Origin of the sequence: Blastomonas sp. SL216 (genome assembly GCA_026625625.1) — a bacterium.
Lineage (GTDB): Bacteria > Pseudomonadota > Alphaproteobacteria > Sphingomonadales > Sphingomonadaceae > Blastomonas.
Map to the genome: position 1 here is coordinate 3259096 of CP113055.1, position 20044 is coordinate 3279139.

Here is a 20044-nt window from a genome sequence, read left to right on the forward strand (position 1 = left end):
TTAACCCGCCGTTTAAAACGGTGTCTGCGGGATGAGCGGTGCAATAGACCCGATCAGCGGCGCAACCTTTCCACAGCCGAATGCGGCCTGCTCTTGCAACTTCGCAAGGCTGCCATGATGTAAGGCGTGGAGGCTGCTCCCATGACCCGATTTTCGCCGTGCCCTGTCACCGCCGTGCTGGGGCCGACCAACACCGGCAAGACGCACCTCGCGATCGAGCGGATGTGCGCGCATTCCAGCGGCCTGATCGGCTTTCCGCTCCGCCTTCTGGCGCGCGAGGTCTATGACCGGGTGGTCCGGATCAAGGGTCCGAACGAGGTCGCGCTGGTGACCGGCGAGGAGCGGATCGTCCCGCCGGGCGCGCGCTGGTTCCTTTCGACCGCAGAAAGCATGCCGCTCGATCAGGGACGCGATTTCGCCTTTGTTGCGATCGATGAGGCGCAGCTGGGCGCGCATCCCGAACGCGGCCATGTGTTCACCGACCGCATCCTGAACGCGCGGGGCCGCGACGAAACCATGATCCTGGGCTCGGAGGCGCTTGCCCCGATGGTCCGCACCCTGGTGCCTGATGCCGAGATCATCAGCCGCCCGCGTTTTTCGACGCTCAGCTATGCCGGTATCAAGAAGCTCTCGCGCCTGCCGCCGCGCAGCGCCATCGTCGCCTTCTCGGCCGAGGAAGTCTATGCCGTGGCCGAGATGCTGCGCAGGTTCAGAGGCGGCGCGGCGGTGGTCATGGGTGCGCTCAGCCCCGCGACGCGCAACGCGCAGGTGGCGATGTACCAGGCGGGCGAGGTCGATTATCTGGTCGCCACCGACGCGATCGGCATGGGGCTCAACATGGATGTTGACCATGTCGCCTTTGCCTCGCTGCACAAATATGATGGCGCGCGCCGCCGGCGGCTGACGCTGTCGGAAATGGCGCAGATTGCCGGGCGCGCCGGGCGGCACCAGCGCGATGGTACCTTCGGCTCTGTCGCCGGGCACCATGACGCGCAGTTCACCGATGAGGAGATCGAGCGGATCGAGCAGCACAGCTTTCCGCCGCTCAAGTCGCTGTTCTGGCGCGAATCCCGCCTGCGTTTCGACAGCCTGGGAACGCTGATCGCCGATCTGGAGCGTCTGCCCTCCAGCCCGGTATTGAAGCCCGCGCCCGAAGCGATCGACCTCGCCGTGCTGCGCCGCCTGGCCGACGACCCGCAGGTGGCGGCCAGCGTGCGCGGTCAGGCCGCGGTCCGGCGCTTCTGGTCGGTATGCTCGCTGCCCGATTTCCAGCATCGCGGGCCCGAACATCACGCCAGTTTCGTCAGCCAGCTCTGGCAGCATCTGGGCCAGGGGGCAGGGCATATCCCGGTCGATTTCATCGCGCGCAAGATTGCCGATCTCGATTCCGTGCAGGGCGATGTCGAAAAGCTGGGCGCACGCATCGCCGCGATCCGGACCTGGGCCTATGTCGCGCAGCGCCGCGACTGGCTGGCCGATCCTGCCGAGATGGCCGGGCGCGCGAGGGCGGTCGAAGAGCGATTGTCCGATGCGCTGCATCGCGCGCTGGCGCAGCGCTTTGTCGACCGGCGCACCGCGGTGCTGCTGCGCGGGCTGGGCGGCGATGCCTCGCTGCTTCCGGTGACGCTGGAAGCGGGCGATGCGCTGTGCGTCGATGGCGAACCGATCGGGCATCTCAACGGCTTTTCCTTCGTCGTCGATGCGCAGGCGCGGCTGGCCGACCGCAAGCTGCTGGTCGCCGCGGCCGACCGGCACCTGCCTGGCCTGCTGGCCCGGCGCGCGCGCGATCTGATCGCCGACGGGGCAGATGCGTTGAGCCTTGGCGGGGATGACAAGCGGCGGCCGGCCGTGTTCTGGCGCGGGCAGCGCATCGGCCTGATCCTGCGAGGGCCGAGCCTTGCGACCCCGCGTTTCCAGTCCGACCGCGCGCTCAATGCCATCCCCCGGCCCGATCAGGATGCGCTGCTGGCGCATGTCGTCGCCTGGCTGGATGACCATCTGCGCAAGGGCCTGGCCCCGGTGCGCGCGCTGACCAAGGCGGCGGACGACAAACGCTGCCCCGGCCCGTTGCGCGCGCTGCTGGTGCAACTGGTCGAGGCAGGCGGAGCCATGGCGCGCAGCGAGCTGGAGCCGCTGATCGCGGTGCTGGACGCGCCCGCGCGGCAGGTGCTGCAGCGGCTGGGGGTGCGGCTGGGTAGCCTGGATGTGTTCTGCGCGAGCATGATCCGTGCCGATGGCCAGCGGCTGATGCGGCTGGTGCGTGCAGCCCGCGCCGGCACGCCGCTGCCCGATGCCGATGATCCGGCGGTTGATGCCTTGCGCACGGTGGTTCCCGCGTCGCTCCTGCCGGCCCAGGGGCACCCGGCCTATCGCGTTCTGGGCGATCAGGCGCTGCGGGTCGATATGGCGGAAAAGCTGATCCGCGCCGCGCATGATCGCAGGGGCGATGCGGCCAGCTTTGCGATCGATCCGGCGCTCGCGATCTCGATGGGGCTGAGCGCTGCCAATGCCGAGCGGCTGATGCGCGCGGCGGGCTTCCGGCGCGAGGATGCGAGATCCGGCGGCTCTGCTGGCCAGGATATGTTGTGGCGCTGGCGGGGGCTGGCGCGCAAGAAGAAGCAGGCGATAGCGGCATCGCCTGCAGACCGGGGACATTTTGCCGCGCTTAAGGAATGGAAGGTGGCGATTGGCTGAAAAGGGCGGCGCGGCATCGGCTACAGGCGGGCAGGGCGCGCATATGCGCATGGACCTGCTGTTATGGTATCTGCGGCTGGTGCGCAGCCGGTCGCAGGGCAAGATGCTGGCCGAACAGGGCCTGATCCGCAGCAACGGCCATCGCGTGGTCAAGGCGCATCACGCGGTGCGCTGCGGCGATATCCTCACGGTTCCGCAAGGGACCCGCGTTCTGGTGCTGCAGATCGACCAGCTGCCCTGGCGGCGCGGCCCTGCCGCAGAGGCCCTGGCCTGTTACAGCGAACCCAGCGAACTACGCGCGACCGGATAAAGCCCGGCTTTGGGCGGGCGAGGCAGCGCCATATTGACGCACCGGCATGATCGCAATAGCAAGGCGGCCAGAATCACAATGCCATCACCATACCGGCCGGCCCTTTGCGTCGGTACGCATTCAGGGGAGCGATCACAGCCGATGACCTATGTAGTCACCGACGCCTGCATCAAGTGCAAATATATGGACTGCGTCGAAGTCTGTCCGGTGGACTGCTTTTACGAGGGCGAGAACATGCTGGTGATCAACCCCAGCGAGTGCATCGACTGCGGTGTGTGCGAACCCGAATGCCCGGCAGAAGCCATCCTGCCCGATACCGAAGACGGTCTGGAACAGTGGCTCGAGCTGAACACCAAGTTCAGCGCCGAATGGCCCAACATCACCGTCAAGCGTGAATCCCCCGCCGATGCCGACGAGTACAAGGGCAAGGAAGGCAAGTACGAAGCCCATTTCTCGCCCGAACCCGGCGAGGGCGATTGATCGGCTCGAGGGCTTGACCGGCAAGGTCGGCGCTGATCTGGTCATCCTCGTTCGTCGTTGCACCCGGAAGAAATACCGATCCCAGCCTCTCCCATGCAAGGGGGCACCCGGTCCTGCGGGCAAAAATCATTAACCCTGGCCCAGCGCTGCAAATTCCCCAACCGGGACAGGTGGGAGCTGGGCCAGGGCGTGATGGGCCGCTCTACCGTTTGCAAACGTTCCCGCTTTCCGTAGCGTCCGCCCTGCGCCTTCACCCCCAGAACGGTTGTATTTTGCGTAACCGTCCCCATCTAGGGCCGGAATGGCCATTACGGGGTGGCTATTTTGTGACGAATCTGTTAAGTGCGGCGCATTGGCGCAGCGGGTTTGCGCTAATTGGTGTCCCACTCTCGGCACATATTTGAGGAGATTCGCTCGAACGGCTGGCATGCAAGTTCGAAAAGGCTCCCGCTTCCCCTGAATTGAGAAAGGTTTTTGAATGGCCGCCAAAGCGCTGTCTTTTGATGTAGGCGATTATGTGGTTTATCCCAAGCACGGTGTCGGTCGTGTTGTGGAACTTCAGAAGGAAGAAATTGCCGGCATGCAGCTCGAGCTGTACGTGCTGCGCTTCGAAAAGGAACGGATGACGCTGCGCGTTCCTGTCAACAAGGTTGAAAGCATCGGTATGCGCAAGCTGTCGTCGGACAAGACGCTGCGCGAAGCGATGGAAACGCTCAAGAGCAAGCCCAAGGTCAAGCGCACCATGTGGTCGCGCCGGGCCCAGGAATATGAAGCGAAGATCAATTCGGGCGACCTGGTGTCGATCGCCGAAGTGACCCGCGACCTGTTCCGTCCCGACGACCAGCCCGAACAGAGCTATTCGGAACGGCAGATTTTCGAAGCCGCCTCGAGCCGCCTGGCGCGCGAACTGGCCGCGATGGAAAAGACCGACGAGCCCGCCGCGCTCAAGAAGATCCTCGAGATCCTGAACGCTGCCGCGCCGCAATATTACGAAGCCGCCGAATAAGCGCTTCATTGGCCGGACCATGCGTCCGAACGTTCACGAAAACCCCCGGTTCCTGCCACGGAACCGGGGGTTTTCGTTTGCATTGCCCATGCGCCTGGCTTGCGGCATCATTGGTGCCAACCAGCAACCAGAGCAGATGAACAGGGGGGGTGCATGACCAGCCAGGCCTGGCCGCCGATCGATCACCGACCGGGCGTCACCCTGCCCGTGCTGCTGTTCTGGGCCGCGATCCTTTCCACCCTGCCGGTGCTGTGGCTGAACGTGCTGCCCGCGCTGGGTGGTGGCGCGCAGCGCGAACATGCCGATCACAGCCTGTGGATCGTCCTGCACGCGCTGACCGGTTTTCTGACGCTGGCCTCCGGTTTCCTCGCGCTCTGGATGGGCTGGACCCGCGCGGCATTCGAATATCACCGGCATACCGGCTGCACCTATGTCGGCGCGGGGATGACCATGGCCTTTGTCGCGCTGTTCCTGGCGATCAGCGACCCGCACCGGAGCCCCGCGAGCGGCTGGGCCACCGGCACGCTGGCGGTCGTGTGGCTGGTCGCAACATCGATGGGCTGGCGGCGCGGCAGCCAGAAGCGCTGGCGCTCGCACCAGATGTGGATGATCCGGTCGATGGTGCTGACATGGACCTTCGTGTTCTGCCGGCTGGCACAGCAGCTGGGCGATCTGGAAGGAATCGCCCCGGCACTGGGCATCTGGGCCTATTGGGCAGGGCCCCTGGTGGTGGCCGAGGCGGGGCTGCAGCTCTGGAACCGCCGTCACCCGCCCGCTGACCGCCGTCAGCTCTTGTACAGTCCGTCGAGCCGATCCTGATAGCGCCCGCGGATGACATGCCGCCGGATCTTCATCGACGGTGTCATCTCGCCATTCTCGATGCTGAACGGCTCGTCGGCAAAGGCGAACTGGCGCACCTTCTCGATCACCGACAGGTCACCGTTCACCCGGTCGATCGCCGCCCGGACAGCGGATTTGAACTGCGGATTGGCCTGCAAGGCGGCAAAATCGACCTTCAGCCCCTGGGCGCTGGCCCATTCCATCGTCCATTCGGGATCGGGCACCACCAGACCGACCAGATACGGCCGCCGGTCGCCCATCACCATCGCCTGGTGGATTTCGGGCTGCAGCGTCAGCATGCCTTCGACCTTTTGCGGCGAGACATTGTCGCCCTTGTCGTTGACGATCAGGTCCTTCTTGCGGTCGGTGATCGCAATGCGTCCCGCCTCGTCGATATGGCCGATATCGCCGGTATGCAGCCAGCCGTCCTTCAGCACCCGTGCGGTCTCTTCGGGGTTCTGCCAATAGCCGTGCATCACCAGCTCGCCGCGCACCAGAATTTCGCCGTCATCGGCAATGCGCACTTCGGTATCGGCGAGCGGTGGGCCGACCGTGTCCATCTTCAGGCCGACCTTGGGGCGGTTGCACGCGATGATCGGCGCGGCCTCGGTCTGGCCGTAACCCTGCAGCAATGTCAGCCCCAGCGCGTGGAAGAACACGCCGATCTCGGGGTTCAGCGGCGCGCCGCCCGACACCATCGCCTTGATCCGCCCGCCGAAGCGCGCCTGGATCTTGGGGCGCAGGCTCTTCGACAGGATGAAGTCCATCGGCTTGTCGATCACGCCCGCGCGGCCCGCCAGCTGCTTTTCGCCCAGCGCCATCGCGCGTTCGAACAGGAAATTGGCGACCTTGCCCTGTTTCTGGATCTGCTTGAGGATACGCGCGCGCAGCACCTCGAACAGGCGCGGCACCACGACCATCAGCGTCGGGCGCACCTCCTCGATATTGCTGGCCAGCTTTTCCAGCCCTTCGGAATAATAGATCTGCGCGCCCAGCCCGATCGGGAAGAACTGGCCGGCGCTGTGTTCATAGGCGTGGCTCAGCGGCAGGAACGACAGGAACACCTCGTCCTCCCAGCCGAAATCTTCGGAAATCACGCGGGTCGGGCCGGCGATATTGTGCAGGATGGCGCCATGGTGCTGCATCACGCCGCGCGGCGCGCCGCCGGTGCCGCTGGTATAGATGATGCAGGCCGTGTCGTTGCGGGTCAGCGTTGCCGCATCGGCGCGGATCCTGGGCAGCAATTCGGCCTGGCGCGCGGCAGAACCGCTGACCAGATCAGACCAGTTGTGCGCGCGAAAGCGGCTGGCCTGGCCGACCTTGACCGGTTCCATGCCGATCACATGCCAGGCATTGCCCGCGCGCAGCACCGCAGGCAGCAGCGTGCGCGCCAGCTTGGCGTCGGAGACGATCACCGCGCGCGCGCCGGAATTGTCCAGGATATGCTGGTGGTCGCGCTCGGTATTGGTGGTGTAGGTGGGAACGGTCACGCAGCCTGCGGCCATGATCGCAAGGTCGGCAATGCACCATTCGGGGCGGTTTTCGCTGACCAGCATCACCCGGTCGCCGCGCTGCAGCCCCATTTCCTTGAGCGCATGCGCCAGCTCCGCGACCTGGCCCGCCGCCTGCCGCCAGCTGGTCGATGTCCAGGCTCCGCCGCGCTTGGCCCACAGGAACGGCTTGTCGCCCAGCTCATCCGCCCGCGCGAAGAACAGGTCGAGCAGGTTGTTGAAATGGGAAAACTGGTCGAGCGATGTGTTGGCGATCACCGGGTTCGGGCTCCTCTTGATGCCGCGCTTGGCGCGCGCGGTCTGTCGATATCGGGTCTAGCGGGGTTTATGACCATGGGCAATCAGCGGCGCGGCCATCATAATGCGAGTTTGCGCCCGGCCTTGCCCAGCGCGGCCTTGTCCTCGGCGTCCAGCCCGATCTTGAGACCCAGCCAGACCAGCGGAACGAAACAGGCGAACTGGATCGCGGCGCGGGGTACCATGCCCAGGCCCGAAAAGACCCAGCCGATCAGCCAGAGCGTGGCAAACCCGCCGATGCCGCAGGCCAGCGCGCGCAGGAAATGCCGGTCGAACGGCCCCAGCCCGTCGCTCGCCCAAAGCTCTGCCACCGCCGCCCAGCTCGACACGATCACCCCTGCGCTGACCGCCAGCGCCATGCCGGTTGCCCCCAGTTCGTCGACCGTCAGCCAGCCGACCAGCCCGGCAACGCCAAGCCCCGCGACCGAATTGGCCAGCGGCAGCAGGCGGTGCCCGGTCATCTCGACGATCGGGGTGGCCGCGCCCAGGATCGTTTCGCCCGCGCGGCCCAGCAGCAGCACGATCAGCACCGGCAGCGCGGCGGCGGCCTCTGGCGAGAACAGCAGCAGCGTCGCATCGCCGCCTGCGATCATCACCCCGGTCAGCGGCAGCACGATGATCGCCGCGATCCGGTTGGCAAAGCGATAGAGCGGCGCGATCTCGGCCCTGTCGGCGGCGCGCTGCGCGGCGCTCAGCGGCGCGAGGACGTAGAGAAACGTCTGGCGCACGATCAGCGGCACCGATGCGATCTTGCGCGCGATGCCGAACAGCCCTGCGGCTACAGCGCCACCGCCGCCGCTCAGCGCCAGGCCCAGCAGCACCGGCGGCAGATCGTTGAATGCCCGGCGCGCCAGATTGGGCGGCATCGTCGCCAGGCCCGATTTCAGCGTGTCGTGGCGCAGCGCGGGCGGCATCGGCGCGCGCCAGAGCAGGGCGAGGTCGTAATAGCGCCCCAGCAACCGCACCGAGAGCCAGGCGGTCACGCCGAGCGAGACGATATGCGCGATGAACAGCCCGAACAGCCGCACGCCCAGCCCATAGAGCGCCACCGCGACGATCAGCCGCGCGATCTGCTCCCAGAAGATGCGCAGCCGGATTTCAGGCCCGAACGCTCGCCGCGCACGCGCCGCCGCGGTGGCGATTTCCAGCGCGACGGTCAGCGGCAGCGTCCAGACGAACAGCGCGATCATCGCGGGCAGATGCGGCCGCATCGCCGGCTCGACCGAAAATTGCGGCGCGATGGCGGGCGCCGCCAGCGCTATGCACAAGGCGACGATCGTGGAAGGGATCACCGTCACCAGCAGCGCATAGCGCACCACGCCATGCTCGATCTCGCGGGTCGGTGCGGCAGGGATCGAGCGCTGCAGCCCCTGCGCCAGCGACAATGTGGTGATGGTCGACAGCACGTTCACGGCGGCCCAGAGCACGATATAGGTGCCATAGGTGGCCAGCCCGAACATCCAGACGAACGCGGGCTGGGTGACGATCTCGATGATCGCGCCCATGCGCGCCAGGCCGGACAGCGCAGCGCCGCTTGCCACATCGGCGCGGCTCACCGCAGGGGGGCTGGCAGCGGGCGTGCTTGAAGCGGGGGCAGGGCTGGCCGGCTGGGGAGCGTCTGAGGCCACGGTCTGCGGCCTATTCCTCGGTGCGGATGAGGACGGTCTCGCCGACCATCAGGAACAGGAAGAAAGGCGACCAGGCCGCCAGGATCGGCGGATAGGCCCCCAGATTGCCCATGGCGAGCGCGAAATTGTCGGCCACGAAATAGGCAAAGCCCAAAGCCATGCCGATGACGGCGCGGATGAACAGCTGGCCCGATCGCGCCAGGCCGAACGCGGCCACCGCGCCGAGCAGCGGCATCAGCAGCGCCGAAAGCGGGCCGGACAGCTTGTGCCACAGATTGGCCTCGAGCGCCGCGGTCGGGCGACCGGCGGCTTTCAGTTCCTGGATCGCGGCCCAGAGCTGCGGGAAGGACAGGCCATCGGCATTGACCTTGCTCAACGTGAACTGGTCGGGGCGGACGTCGCCTGCGGCAACGATATCGCCCAGCGCCTGCTTCTGCCCCGATGCGACGTCGAACTGCGTGGCATCGGTCAGCTTCCAGCCCTTGCCGGTATAGGTGCCTTCGCGGGCACGAATGATCCGCGCCATGCCGCCCTGGCTGTCGCGCGCATAGACGGCAACGCCGGTCAGCCGGGTCGCGTTGCCCGTGCCCTCGACCGTATCGGCCTGGATGATATTGTCGCCTTCGCGCACCCAGATGTTCGACTTGACGTTGGAATCGCGCGGGATCGGGCCGAAATCGGCCGCTTCCCAGGCGTCCAGCGTCGCGGTTGCACGGGTCAGGATGCGCTCGGAAAAGACGAAGGTGATCGCCGACACGCCGAACGCGGCGATCAGCAGCGGCGCGAGCACCTGATGCGCGGACAGCCCTGAGGCCTTCATCGCCACGACCTCGCTGTTCTGGTTGAGCGTCGCCAGGGTGATGATCGTGGCCAGCAGCACCGAAAACGGCAGGACCAGGTCGATGATCTGCGGCGCGCGCAAGCTGATATAGGTCAGCAGCTGCGCCTGGCCATTGCCGGGATAGGCCAGGATCTTGCCGCTTTCACCCAGGAGGTCGAGCGATTGCAGCACCAGGAACAGCAGCGCCACCACCGCCAGGATGCTGGTGAGGAACTTGCGTGCCATGTAGACGGCGACGGTGCGCGAGGGGAAGAATTCGAAATGCATCTCGCTGCGCCTATTCCTGGAAGGACCGCTTGCGGCCGAAGCTGAACAGGCCGCGCACCGCAGCGCCCGATTTGGCGAACAGCTTTTCCAGCGCGCCGATCGGCTGGCCGCCCGGCACGAAGGCGACCTGATAGTACATCCAGGCGATCAGCGCGGAGAACAGGGCAAAGGGCATCCATAGCGCCAGGATCGGATCGACCAGCCCCAGTGCGCCGACATCCTCGCCATATTCGTTGATCTTGTGATAGGTCACGATCATCACGATCGACAGGAACACGCCGAGGGCCGATGTCGAACGCTTGGGCGGGATCGCCAGCGCCACCGCCAGAAGCGGCATCAGCAGCATCATGACGACTTCGACCATGCGGAAATGGAAATTGGCGCGCGTCTGGTTGCGCTGCGCTTCGGGAATATTGGTATCCGCGCCGATGCGGACCAGTTCGGGAATGGTATATTCGCGGTCCTTGCCGCCGCCGCGCCTGCGGAAGGATTCGATCTTGGGCAGGTCGATCGGCAGGTCGTGGTTGCTGAAGGAAAGCACACGCGGCGTTTCGTAATCGGGTGAATCGTGCACCAGCGTGCCGTTGGTCAGGCGGAAGATGATCGTGTTGGGATCATCGGTCGCCAGAAACTTGCCGCGCTCTGCGGTGACCGACAGCGAAGTGCCCGATTTGGCCTCGGCCCGCACGAAAATGCCGAACAGCTCGCGTCCGCCATCGCGGCTCTGCTCGATGCGCAGCGTCATCCGGTCGCCCAGCTGGGTGAATTCGCCGACCTTGATCGATGCGCCGAGCGCGCCCGAACGCAGCTCGAAGCCCAGTTCCTCATAGGCATAGCGCGCCTTGGGCTGGATATAGCCGACCAGCGCCAGATTGACGAACATCAGCCCGACCGCAAACATATAGGGCACGCGCAGGAGCCGGTTGTAGCTGAGGCCGACCGCGCGGAACACGTCGAGCTCCGACGACATGGCGAGCTTGCGGAAGGCGAGCAGGATGCCGAGCAGCAGTCCGATGGGAATGCCGAGCGAGAGATATTCGGGCAGAAGGTTGGCGAGCATGCGCCACACGACGCTGACCGGGCCGCCTTCTGCGGCGACAAAATCGAACAGGCGCAACATCTTGTCCAGCACCAGCAGCATGGCTGCGAGGATCAGCGTGCCGACCAGCGGAAAGAAGACGAGACGGGCGATATAAGCGTCTGTGGCGGTTAGCAATTTCAACTTATTGTCGCCCTGTCACCATGATTTGGCCGCAAACGCTTCCCATAAGCAGACGGTAAAGGGGGCTCATCGGCCTGTCCGCGCCAGCTGGGGCGGATCGGCTATAGCTTCTGGGATTGAATACGTCATGTTGAAAATTGCGGCAAAATCACTGGCCATCGTGGCTGCGGGCGGCATCGCCTTTGCAGGCTTCGTGCCCGTGGCCAGCGCGCAGCGTGAGGAAATCACCAACGACATGCGCAAATGCGCCGGCGGATCGGCAGGTCCGGCCGTGCATGTCGAAGTCAGCGGCTTCAAGGCCAGCACCGGCCGCATCCGCGTCCAGGCCTATCCCGCCACCAAGGCGAGTTGGCTGGAAAAGGGCGCGTGGATCAACCGCATCGATACGGCGGTGGCCCCGCGTGGCGGCAAGATGAGCTTCTGCGTGCCGCTCCCGTCGACCGGTGCCTATGGCATTGCCGTACGCCACGATGTCGATGGCAGCGGCAAGTCCGGCTGGAACGATGGCGGCGGCTTTTCGAACAACCCCTCGCTCTCGCTGCTCAGCCTCAAGCCTTCTGCGGGCAAGACCGCCATCCGGGTGGGTCCCGGCGTTACGCGCATCCAGGTGGTCCTGAATTACCGCCAGGGGATGTCGATCAAGCCGATAGGATAAGTCAGAATGACTCTCGTTGCGCTCATTTCCAATCCGCGCTCGACCGGCAACAAGGCGATGTTGCCGGCGGTCCGCGATTATTGCGCGCGCAACCCGGACATTTTCCATTACGAGGTGGAAGAGGTCCACCAGATTGCCGATGCGCTGCGCGCCATCGCGCTGGTCAAGCCGCGCGTGCTGGTGATCAACGGTGGCGACGGCACGGTGCAGGCGACGCTGACCGAGTTGTATCACGGCGGCCATTTCGGCAAGACCCCGCCGGCGGTGGCGGTGCTGCCCAATGGCAAGACCAACCTGATCGCGCTGGACCTGGGCGCACGCGGGAAGCCGCTGGCGACGCTCGACCGGATCGTCGAGATCGCGCGCAACGACCTGGAAAGCCATATCGTCGTGCGCCAGCTGATCGCCTTGTCCGATGGCGAGGATGGTCGTCCGGTGCTGGGCATGTTCATGGGCGGCGCCGGGCTGGCTGAGATCATCCTGTATTGCCGCCAGAAGATCTATCCGCTGGGCCTGCCCAATTCGGTGAGCCATTTCATCGCGGCCGTGGCCGGGCTGTTCACCATGCTGTTCGGCCTGACCGCAAAGTTCCTGCCGATCACGCGTTCGGCGCTGCGCATCTCCTATTTCCGCAAGGGCGAACTCAACGGCAGCTTCCTGGTGGTCATGGTGACGACGCTCGAAAAGCTGCTGCTGGGCAGTCGCGCGGAGAGCGGGTCCTCCCCCAGCGGGCATCTGAAGTTCATCGCGGTCGAGCATAACCGTGCCGGCCTGACGACGATGCTGATCGACACGCTGATGGGCCGGTTCGGCACGCGGCGCGGGCGCGGCGTCCACCTGGCGCGCGAGGACATGATCCGCATCGACAGCGACCGCACGCGCAGCCGGGTGATCCTGGACGGCGAAATCTTCGAGGCAAGCGCAGGCAAGCCGATCATCCTGCGCTCGACCGATCCGGTGCCGTTCCTGCGCCTGGCGGCGTGATTGATCGCTGTGTGCACGATCCCGCCTCTCCCTCGATGGGAGAGGCAGCGAGACTTGGCGGCGAAGGCGCCTAGTCGCAGCGGTGAGGGTGATGGTGCGGCTGGGTGAAAGGTTTCGCAGTTTGACACCTTCAGCTACATTCCGAAAACGCACCCCCACCCAACCCTCCCCCATCGAGGGGGAGAGCTTTCAAACCTAGCTAGCTATGGCCGAGACTCTCAAATCCCTGATCGCCGCCGAGGCCCTGCAGCCGGTTGATCCGCGCGTCACCGGCTTTGCGCGGGAGATCATCCGTCCGTTTGGCGAGACGGCGCGGGCGGTGATCTTCTACGGCTCATGCCTGCGCGAGGCGCAGCTCGACGGGCTGATGCTCGATTTCTACGTTATCGTGTCCGATTATGGCGCGGCCTATCGCCAGGCTGGCAAGGCCGGGTGGATGGCGCGGGCCAATGCGCTGATCCCGCCCAATGTGTTCCCCGCCGCGCATGGCAATCTCGCTGCCAAATTTGCCGTGCTGTCCGAGGCGGATCTGGCCAAGGCCTGCTCGATGGAGGCAGGCGATGTCTCGGTCTGGGCGCGCTTTGCCCAGCCGGTGCGGATCGTGTGGAGCGCCGATACCGCCGCCGAGGCCCGGGCGCTCGACGCCCTGTGTGCCGCGCCGGTGACGCTGCTGCGCCATGCTGCGCCGGTCGCGGATGAGGGTTCGGCCGATCCGCTGCATTTCTGGCGCACCGGCTTTACCCGCACCTATGGCGCAGAGTTGCGCGCCGAGCGCGGCGATCGGCCCGACAAGGTGGTGGATTTCGCGCCCGATCATTATGCGGCGGTGGGCGAGGCGATTGCGCGCGAGATACCCGATCTTGCCGCCATGCCGCGTGCCGAGGCCGAGGCGCGCTGGTCGCAGCTGCAAAGGCACGGCAAGCGCCTCACCGTCGCGCGGCTCGCCAAGGCGAGCTTCACCTTTGCCGGCGGGATCGATTATCTCGCCTGGAAGATCAACCGGCACGCAGGCACGCAGATCGCGATCCAGCCCTGGCAGCGCAAATGGCCGCTGGTTGCGGCGGTGTTCCTGGTGCCGAAACTGCTGCGATCCGGCGCGGTGAAGTAGTAAACGTCCTCTCCCCTCCCGCTTGCGGGAGGGGAAGGTCCGGCGTGCCGGACCGGGGTGGGCCTGTAATGACATACGCCCATTCAGGCCCACCCCGGCCTGCGGCCACCCCTCCCGCATGCGGGAGGGGAGAGATCGGCCCTCCAATCTTCACCCTTGATTTTCCAGCCCAAAACGGCCATTTCCCTAATCGGAACGATTCACTCCGATTAGCCGGAAACGCCCTATGCGCCTGTCCAGTCTAGCCGATTATGCCGTGGTGCTGATGAGCGCTGCTGCGCGCCACTGCGGCGGAATGCGCTGCAATGCGCGGGCGCTGGCCGAGGAAACCGGTCTGCCGTTGCCCACCGCGCAGAAGCTGGTCAGCAAGCTCTCCGCTGCCGGCCTGATCGAATCGGTGCGCGGCGCGGGCGGCGGCTTCCGCCTGTCGCGCCCGCCCGCCGCGATCACGCTCGCCGATATCGTCGAGGCCGTGGACGGCCCGATCACCATCACCGTATGCAGCGGCGACCATGCCAGCGACTGCGCGATCGAGGGCAGCTGCCATGTCCGCCCGCACTGGCAGATCGTCAACCGCACCATCCGCGCGGCGCTGGCCGGGGTGACGCTCGCCAGCCTTGGCCAGCACGTTCCCAATCCTCTTTGGCCAGACCCGCGCCGCCCCGAACACTCACTTGATCTCAAAAGGACCGTTTCGTGACCGATGACAGCAACACCGCTGAAAGCAAGGTGCGCGATGCGGACGCCTGGGCCGCAGCGGAAAAGGTGGGCACCTATGAATGGGGCTTTACCAGCGATATCGAACAGGAGCTCGCGCCCAAGGGGCTGACCGAGGATACCGTCCGCTATATCAGCGCCAAGAAGAACGAGCCCGAATGGATGCTCGAGTGGCGCTTGAAGGCGTTCCGCATCTGGCAGACGCTGGAGACGCCCGACTGGGCGAAGCTCAACGTCCCGCCGATCGATTACCAGGACGCCTATTATTATGCCGCGCCCAAGGCCAAGCCCAAGCTTGGCTCGCTGGACGAGGTCGATCCCGAAATCCTGCGCGTTTACGAAAAGCTCGGTATCCCGATCGAGGAGCAGAAGGTGCTCGCCGGGGTCGAAGGCGCGCGCAAGGTCGCGGTCGATGCGGTGTTCGACAGCGTCTCGGTCGCGACCACGTTCCGCGAGGAACTGAGCCGCGCCGGCGTGATCTTCATGTCGATCAGCGAGGCGATCCGCGAATATCCTGAGCTGGTGAAGAAGTGGCTGGGCAAGGTCGTGCCCGTGCGCGACAATTATTTCGCGTGCCTCAACTGCGCGGTCTTTTCCGACGGCACCTTCGTCTACATCCCCGAGGGCGTGCGTTGCCCGATGGAGCTGTCGACCTATTTCCGCATCAACGCGGAGAACACCGGCCAGTTCGAACGCACGCTGATCGTCGCCGACAAGGGCAGCTATGTGTCCTATCTCGAAGGCTGCACCGCGCCGCAGCGCGACGAGAACCAGCTGCACGCCGCCGTGGTCGAGCTGGTCGCGATGGACGATGCCGAGATCAAATATTCGACCGTGCAGAACTGGTATCCCGGCGATGCCGAGGGCAAGGGCGGCATCTACAATTTCGTCACCAAGCGCGGTCTGGCGCAGGGCGCGCGCAGCAAGATCAGCTGGACGCAGGTCGAGACCGGCTCTGCCGTGACGTGGAAATATCCCTCGTGCGTGCTGAACGGCGAGGACAGCGTCGGCGAATTCTACTCGGTCGCGGTGACCAACAATTACCAGCAGGCCGATACCGGCACCAAGATGATCCACAATGGTAAGGGCAGCCGATCGACCATCGTGTCCAAGGGGATCAGCGCGGGGCGCAGCAACAACACCTATCGTGGTCTGGTTAGAGTGGCACCGGCGGCGGAAGGCGTGCGCAACTTCACCCAGTGCGACAGCCTGCTGCTCGGCGACCAGTGCGGCGCGCATACCGTGCCCTATATCGAGGTGCGCAATCCCAGCGCCACGATCGAGCATGAGGCAACGACCAGCAAGATCAGCGACGACCAGCTGTTCTACGCGATGCAGCGCGGGCTTTCCTCCGAGGACGCGGTGGCGCTGATCGTGAATGGGTTTGCGCGCGAGGTGTTGAAGCAGTTGCCGATGGAATTCGCGGTCGAGGCGCAGAAGTTGCTGGGGATTTCGCTTGAGGGGAGCGTGGGGTGAACACCTTCATCCGCTTGCTGGTATTAGTTCCAGCGACAGTGTTGGTCATTTTGATCGCATGGCTAAGTATTGGCTTTGCAGGCCTGAGCCTGTGGTCGGTACTCTTTTGCTTCTTGGTTTTAGCTTTTCCCGTTGGATTGGTCGTTTGGACAATTCGTGATCATCGCAGGCGGAAAGCACAACCACAAACGGGTCAGATACAATGACGGGCACGATGAGTAAAAAGCCAGTCTTTGTGCACAAAGGTTTTGGCAGGTGATCCTGCTGGCCGCCCTGACCGTGATGCAGCCCGCGATGGCCCCGCCCGCTCCTGCGGACGAGATCGTCGTGGTCGCCGAACGGATGAAGCGGATCAAGCTGCGGCTGTCGCGCAAGAAGGGTGTGCTGAAAAGCTGCCGCGTGCGCGTTTCCAGCGGCGATCCGGTGATCGACGGCTATGCCTGTGAGGCGATCGGCACCTGCATGACCGAGGGCGCGGTCAAGCGCGGTCCGCTGGCCGATTGCGCGACCGACAAGGTGCTGGCGTTCTATATGCAGCGCCGCAGCGCTGCGGAGACGAGCGAGTGATCCATCCAAGCCACATCCGTCATCCTGAACTTGTTTCAGGACCCATCGTGCCCCGGCAACCGAAGCCGCGTGGGGAGAAATGGGCCCTGAAACAAGTTCAGGGTGACGACAGACAACCGATTTTGCCGAACGAGATGAATGACTAATGCTCCAAATTAACAACCTCCACGCCCAAGTCGGCGAAACGTCGATCCTCAAGGGCCTGTCGCTCACCATCAACGCGGGTGAGATTCACGCGATCATGGGGCCGAATGGCGCGGGCAAGTCGACGCTCGCCTATACTTTGGGCGGGCGGCCCGGGTATGAAGTGACTGAAGGCTCCGCGACCTTTGACGGCCAGGATTTGCTCGCGCTCGAACCGCACGAGCGTGCGGCGGCAGGGCTGTTCCTCGGCTTCCAGTATCCGGTCGAGATCCCCGGCGTGTCCAACCTGCAGTTCCTGCGCGAGAGCCTCAACTCGCAGCGCCGCGCGCGCGGGGAAGAGCCGCTGTCGGGCGCGGAATTCATCAAGCTCGCCAAGGAAAAGGCCAGGCTGCTCAAGATGGACATGGACATGCTCAAGCGGCCGGTGAACGTCGGCTTTTCGGGCGGCGAGAAGAAGCGCAACGAGATGGTGCAGATGGGGATCATCGACCCCAAGCTGGCTCTGCTCGACGAGACCGACAGCGGGCTCGACATCGACGCGCTGCGCATCGTCGGCGAGGGCATCAACACGATCATGCGCAAGCCCGACAAGGCAGTGCTGCTGATCACGCATTATCAGCGGCTTCTCGATCTGGTGAAGCCCGATTTCGTCCACGTGCTGGCCGGCGGTCGCATCGTGCGCAGCGGCGGGCCCGAGCTGGCGCTGGAGCTGGAAGAACAGGGGTACGAAGCCGTAGCTTGAGGGGCGATGCGATGATGGATGCGAATGCCAGTCTGAAGGATCTGCGGGCCGATTTTCTGGCCGGGAGCTCCACGTCCATGCCGATCGTCGGTACATTCTACTGGCTGATCGTGCTTGTTGCGTCGCTCTATCTGCCCATCAACACCGTGGCCTATATCGTGCTGATCGGCAGCGGCATGATCCTTCCGGGCGGGCTGCTGCTCGACAAGGTGCGGGGCCTGAACAAGACCCAGCGCGGTGACCCGAAGAACCCGCTGATGCCGATGTTCATCAAGGGCACGGCGGTTGTCGTGCTCACCTGGCCATTGGTGATCACCGCCGCACAGATTGCCCAGGACCCGAACATCATCATCCTGGGCGGTGCGGTGCTGATGGCTCTGGTGTGGATCCCTTATGGCTCTGCCGCCGATGACCCGGTCGGCATGCAGCACGCCGTCGGCCGCAGCATCGCCTGCTATCTCGCTTTCTGGTTCGCCCCTGCGCCGTACAAGGCCGCCGCCGTCAGCGCGGTGGTGGTTGCCAGCTATATGTTCACCTTTTTACGCATGAAGAGACCCGCATAATGGCGTCGATCCACACCCTTCCGCTCCCCACCCGCAAGGACGAGGCCTGGCGCTATGCCGATCTCGATGCGCTCGCGCGCGTCTGGGGCGATGTACCGCAGGGCCCCGAGCGGATCGTGGTGCCTGCCGGTGAAACGCTTGGCCGACAGATCGTGCTGCCGGTGGCGATGTCGGGCGTGTCGATCACCGATCTGGAGGTGGTGATCGAAGCGGGCGCGACCTTCGCGCTGCACCTGCTCGCCACCGATAGTGATTACGGCCGGATGAGCGTCAATGTGCTGCTGCACGAAGGTGCGCATTTCGAGATGGGCGGCGCGATCCTGGGCCATGCCGACCAGACGCTTGAGATCGTCACCAGCGTCAACCATGCGCACCCCAATGCCACCAGCAACCAGGTCGTGCGCAGCGTGCTGGCAGGCCGGGCGACCGGATCGTTCCTCGGCAAGGTCGCGGTCGCGCGGCATGCGCAGAAGACCGATGCCTCGCAATCGGTGAAAGCGATGCTGCTCGACCGCACCGCAACCGCCAATGCCAAGCCCGAGCTGGAAATCTATGCCGATGACGTGAAATGCGCGCATGGCGCGACCGTGGGCGAACTCGACAAGCAGGCCCTGTTCTACATGGCCGCGCGCGGCCTTCCGCCGAGCATCGCGCGCAAGCTGATGCTGCAGGCGTTCATCGCCGATGCGTTCGTCTCGCTGCAAGACGATGTGGCGCGCGAGGCGATCGAGACGCGTGCGCTGGCTGCACTGGAAGGGCTGGCATGATGGCCACGCTCACCGCGTTTCGCCTGCTCGACCGTCGCGCCGATTTCCCCGGCCTGGTCACCGCGCAGGGCGAGCCCTGGCATTATCTCGATTCCGCTGCCACCGCGCAGAAGCCGCGCGCTGTCATCGATGCCATCGCGCGTGCCTATGGCCCCGATTATGCGACCGTGCACCGAGGCGTCTATGCGCGTTCGGCGGACATGACGATCGCCTATGAGGCTGCACGCCGCAAGGCAGCGGCATTCATCGGCGGCCGCGAGGACGAAACCGTGTTCGTGCGCGGCGCGACCGAGGGGATCAATCTGGTCGCCTCCAGCTGGGGCGGGGCCAACCTGAAGCCCGGCGACCGCATCCTGCTCAGCCAGCTCGAGCATCACAGCAACATCGTGCCCTGGCAGCTGGTGGCAGAACGCACCGGTGCCGTCATCGATGTCGCTCCGCTGACCGAGGATGGCCGGATCGATCTGGATGCCGTCGAGGCGATGCTGACGCCGCAGCACAAGATGGTGGCGCTCGCCCATGTGTCGAACGTGCTGGGCAGCGTGCTCGATGCGAAGCGCGCGGCGGCGCTGGCGCATGCGGTCGGCGCGCTGCTGCTGCTCGACGGCTGCCAGGCGGTGCCGCGCATCCCTGTCGATGTCGCCGCGCTGGATTGCGATTTCTACGTCTACAGCGCGCACAAGCTCTACGGCCCGACCGGGATCGGCGTGCTCTGGGGTCGTGCCGCGCTGCTCGATGCCATGCCCCCCTGGCAGGGCGGCGGCGCGATGATCGACCGGGTGACGTTCGCGCGCACCACCTATGCCCCGCCGCCGCAGCGGTTCGAGGCGGGCACACCGCATATCACCGGCGCAGTCGGATTGGCGGCGGCGATCGATTATGTGGAAGGAATCGGGGTCGAGGCTATCCACGCGCATGAAAGCGCGCTGGTGGCCGAGGCGCAGGACGCGCTGGCGGGGATCAACACAATCCGCGTGTTCGGGCCGAAGGACAGCGCCGGCATCTTGTCGTTCGAGATGCAGGGGGTGCATCCGCATGACATCGGCACCATATTGGATGAGGCAAATGTCGCGATCCGCGCCGGTCATCACTGTGCGCAGCCGCTGATGGATCATTTGGGCGTGCCCGCGACGGCGCGCGCGAGCTTCGGTATTTACAGCAACAGCGATGATGTCGCCGCCCTGGTGCGGGGACTGGAACGGGTCCGCAGGATTTTCGGGTGATG

General features: G+C 65.1%; 20 protein-coding genes. 16 read left to right on the plus strand and 4 right to left on the minus strand.

Annotated elements, in window-relative coordinates:
- Positions 1–141 precede the first annotated feature (141 nt).
- The 5 genes from OU999_15470 (at position 142) to OU999_15490 (ending at position 5309) form a co-directional block, all read left to right on the plus strand.
- Entirely contained in the window at positions 142–2694 is a 2553-nt protein-coding gene (locus OU999_15470; protein WAC23120.1) for a helicase-related protein, read from the plus strand.
- Positions 2687–3004, plus strand: coding sequence for a S4 domain-containing protein (locus OU999_15475; GenBank protein WAC23121.1), 318 nt, complete (start codon positions 2687–2689; stop codon positions 3002–3004). Before OU999_15470 ends, OU999_15475 begins: the two co-directional genes overlap by 8 nt.
- A gap of 141 nt (positions 3005–3145) precedes the next feature.
- Positions 3146–3484 carry a ferredoxin family protein gene (locus tag OU999_15480; GenBank protein WAC23122.1) on the plus strand — a complete coding sequence of 113 codons (339 nt, stop codon included), beginning with the start codon at positions 3146–3148 and terminating at the stop codon, positions 3482–3484.
- Between the two features lie 478 nt (positions 3485–3962).
- On the plus strand, positions 3963–4490 hold the full coding sequence (locus OU999_15485; protein WAC23123.1) for a CarD family transcriptional regulator: 528 nt from the start codon (positions 3963–3965) through the stop codon (positions 4488–4490).
- Positions 4491–4643: 153 nt separating this feature from the next.
- Complete coding sequence (locus tag OU999_15490; GenBank protein ID WAC23124.1) at positions 4644–5309, plus strand: DUF2306 domain-containing protein; 666 nt, start codon at positions 4644–4646, stop codon at positions 5307–5309.
- On the opposite strand, the gene OU999_15495 is transcribed toward OU999_15490, so the two are convergent.
- From OU999_15495 to lptF, 4 genes are all read right to left on the minus strand, one after another.
- Positions 5276–7099, minus strand: coding sequence for a long-chain fatty acid--CoA ligase (locus OU999_15495; GenBank protein WAC23125.1), 1824 nt, complete (start codon positions 7097–7099; stop codon positions 5276–5278). The two genes, OU999_15490 and OU999_15495, sit on opposite strands and share 34 nt — an antisense overlap.
- A 98-nt stretch (positions 7100–7197) precedes the next feature.
- Entirely contained in the window at positions 7198–8694 is a 1497-nt protein-coding gene (locus tag OU999_15500) for a polysaccharide biosynthesis protein (protein WAC23126.1), read from the minus strand.
- Positions 8695–8776: 82 nt separating this feature from the next.
- Entirely contained in the window at positions 8777–9874 is a 1098-nt protein-coding gene (lptG, locus tag OU999_15505) for an LPS export ABC transporter permease LptG (GenBank protein WAC23127.1), read from the minus strand.
- 10 nt (positions 9875–9884) lie between these two features.
- Positions 9885–11090 (minus strand): LPS export ABC transporter permease LptF, encoded by a 1206-nt coding sequence (gene lptF / locus OU999_15510; protein ID WAC25447.1) that lies wholly within the window; start codon positions 11088–11090, stop codon positions 9885–9887.
- Positions 11091–11223: 133 nt separating this feature from the next.
- Between lptF and OU999_15515 the strand changes: the two genes are divergently transcribed.
- From OU999_15515 to OU999_15565, 11 genes are all read left to right on the plus strand, one after another.
- The gene (locus OU999_15515; protein ID WAC23128.1) at positions 11224–11751 is read left to right on the plus strand and encodes a DUF2141 domain-containing protein; all 528 of its coding nucleotides are present in this window, start codon (positions 11224–11226) and stop codon (positions 11749–11751) included.
- A gap of 6 nt (positions 11752–11757) precedes the next feature.
- On the plus strand, positions 11758–12735 hold the full coding sequence (locus tag OU999_15520) for an acylglycerol kinase family protein (GenBank protein ID WAC23129.1): 978 nt from the start codon (positions 11758–11760) through the stop codon (positions 12733–12735).
- Positions 12736–12940: 205 nt separating this feature from the next.
- The gene (locus OU999_15525) at positions 12941–13843 is read left to right on the plus strand and encodes a hypothetical protein (GenBank protein ID WAC23130.1); all 903 of its coding nucleotides are present in this window, start codon (positions 12941–12943) and stop codon (positions 13841–13843) included.
- A 226-nt stretch (positions 13844–14069) separates the two neighbouring features.
- Complete coding sequence (locus OU999_15530; protein WAC23131.1) at positions 14070–14543, plus strand: SUF system Fe-S cluster assembly regulator; 474 nt, start codon at positions 14070–14072, stop codon at positions 14541–14543.
- Entirely contained in the window at positions 14540–16036 is a 1497-nt protein-coding gene (gene sufB / locus OU999_15535) for a Fe-S cluster assembly protein SufB (GenBank protein ID WAC23132.1), read from the plus strand. The genes OU999_15530 and sufB overlap by 4 nt, the downstream gene beginning before the upstream one ends.
- Positions 16033–16242, plus strand: a complete 210-nt coding sequence (locus OU999_15540; GenBank protein WAC23133.1) for a hypothetical protein — start codon at positions 16033–16035, stop codon at positions 16240–16242. Before sufB ends, OU999_15540 begins: the two co-directional genes overlap by 4 nt.
- Positions 16243–16291: 49 nt before the next feature.
- Positions 16292–16603 carry a hypothetical protein gene (locus OU999_15545; GenBank protein WAC23134.1) on the plus strand — a complete coding sequence of 104 codons (312 nt, stop codon included), beginning with the start codon at positions 16292–16294 and terminating at the stop codon, positions 16601–16603.
- 145 nt (positions 16604–16748) lie between these two features.
- Positions 16749–17489 carry a Fe-S cluster assembly ATPase SufC gene (gene sufC / locus OU999_15550; GenBank protein ID WAC23135.1) on the plus strand — a complete coding sequence of 247 codons (741 nt, stop codon included), beginning with the start codon at positions 16749–16751 and terminating at the stop codon, positions 17487–17489.
- An 11-nt stretch (positions 17490–17500) separates the two neighbouring features.
- The gene (locus tag OU999_15555; GenBank protein ID WAC23136.1) at positions 17501–18052 is read left to right on the plus strand and encodes a hypothetical protein; all 552 of its coding nucleotides are present in this window, start codon (positions 17501–17503) and stop codon (positions 18050–18052) included.
- Positions 18052–18819 carry a SufD family Fe-S cluster assembly protein gene (locus OU999_15560; protein ID WAC23137.1) on the plus strand — a complete coding sequence of 256 codons (768 nt, stop codon included), beginning with the start codon at positions 18052–18054 and terminating at the stop codon, positions 18817–18819. Before OU999_15555 ends, OU999_15560 begins: the two co-directional genes overlap by 1 nt.
- Entirely contained in the window at positions 18819–20042 is a 1224-nt protein-coding gene (locus OU999_15565) for a SufS family cysteine desulfurase (protein ID WAC25448.1), read from the plus strand. Before OU999_15560 ends, OU999_15565 begins: the two co-directional genes overlap by 1 nt.
- The last annotated feature ends 2 nt before the right edge of the window (positions 20043–20044 follow it).

Bases quoted from the DNA above. Each gene is read 5' to 3' on its own strand.
- OU999_15485 (WAC23123.1), top strand. From the start codon at position 3,963: ATGGCCGCCAAAGCGCTGTCTTTTGATGTAGGCGATTATGTGGTTTAT.
- OU999_15515 (WAC23128.1), top strand. From the start codon at position 11,224: ATGTTGAAAATTGCGGCAAAATCACTGGCCATCGTGGCTGCGGGCGGC.
- sufC (WAC23135.1), top strand. From the start codon at position 16,749: ATGCTCCAAATTAACAACCTCCACGCCCAAGTCGGCGAAACGTCGATC.
- lptG (WAC23127.1), bottom strand. From the start codon at position 9,874: ATGCATTTCGAATTCTTCCCCTCGCGCACCGTCGCCGTCTACATGGCA.
- OU999_15480 (WAC23122.1), top strand. From the start codon at position 3,146: ATGACCTATGTAGTCACCGACGCCTGCATCAAGTGCAAATATATGGAC.
- OU999_15530 (WAC23131.1), top strand. From the start codon at position 14,070: ATGCGCCTGTCCAGTCTAGCCGATTATGCCGTGGTGCTGATGAGCGCT.
- OU999_15560 (WAC23137.1), top strand. From the start codon at position 18,052: ATGGCGTCGATCCACACCCTTCCGCTCCCCACCCGCAAGGACGAGGCC.
- OU999_15470 (WAC23120.1), top strand. From the start codon at position 142: ATGACCCGATTTTCGCCGTGCCCTGTCACCGCCGTGCTGGGGCCGACC.
- OU999_15490 (WAC23124.1), top strand. From the start codon at position 4,644: ATGACCAGCCAGGCCTGGCCGCCGATCGATCACCGACCGGGCGTCACC.
- OU999_15525 (WAC23130.1), top strand. From the start codon at position 12,941: ATGGCCGAGACTCTCAAATCCCTGATCGCCGCCGAGGCCCTGCAGCCG.
- OU999_15520 (WAC23129.1), top strand. From the start codon at position 11,758: ATGACTCTCGTTGCGCTCATTTCCAATCCGCGCTCGACCGGCAACAAG.
- OU999_15555 (WAC23136.1), top strand. From the start codon at position 17,501: ATGATGGATGCGAATGCCAGTCTGAAGGATCTGCGGGCCGATTTTCTG.
- OU999_15565 (WAC25448.1), top strand. From the start codon at position 18,819: ATGGCCACGCTCACCGCGTTTCGCCTGCTCGACCGTCGCGCCGATTTC.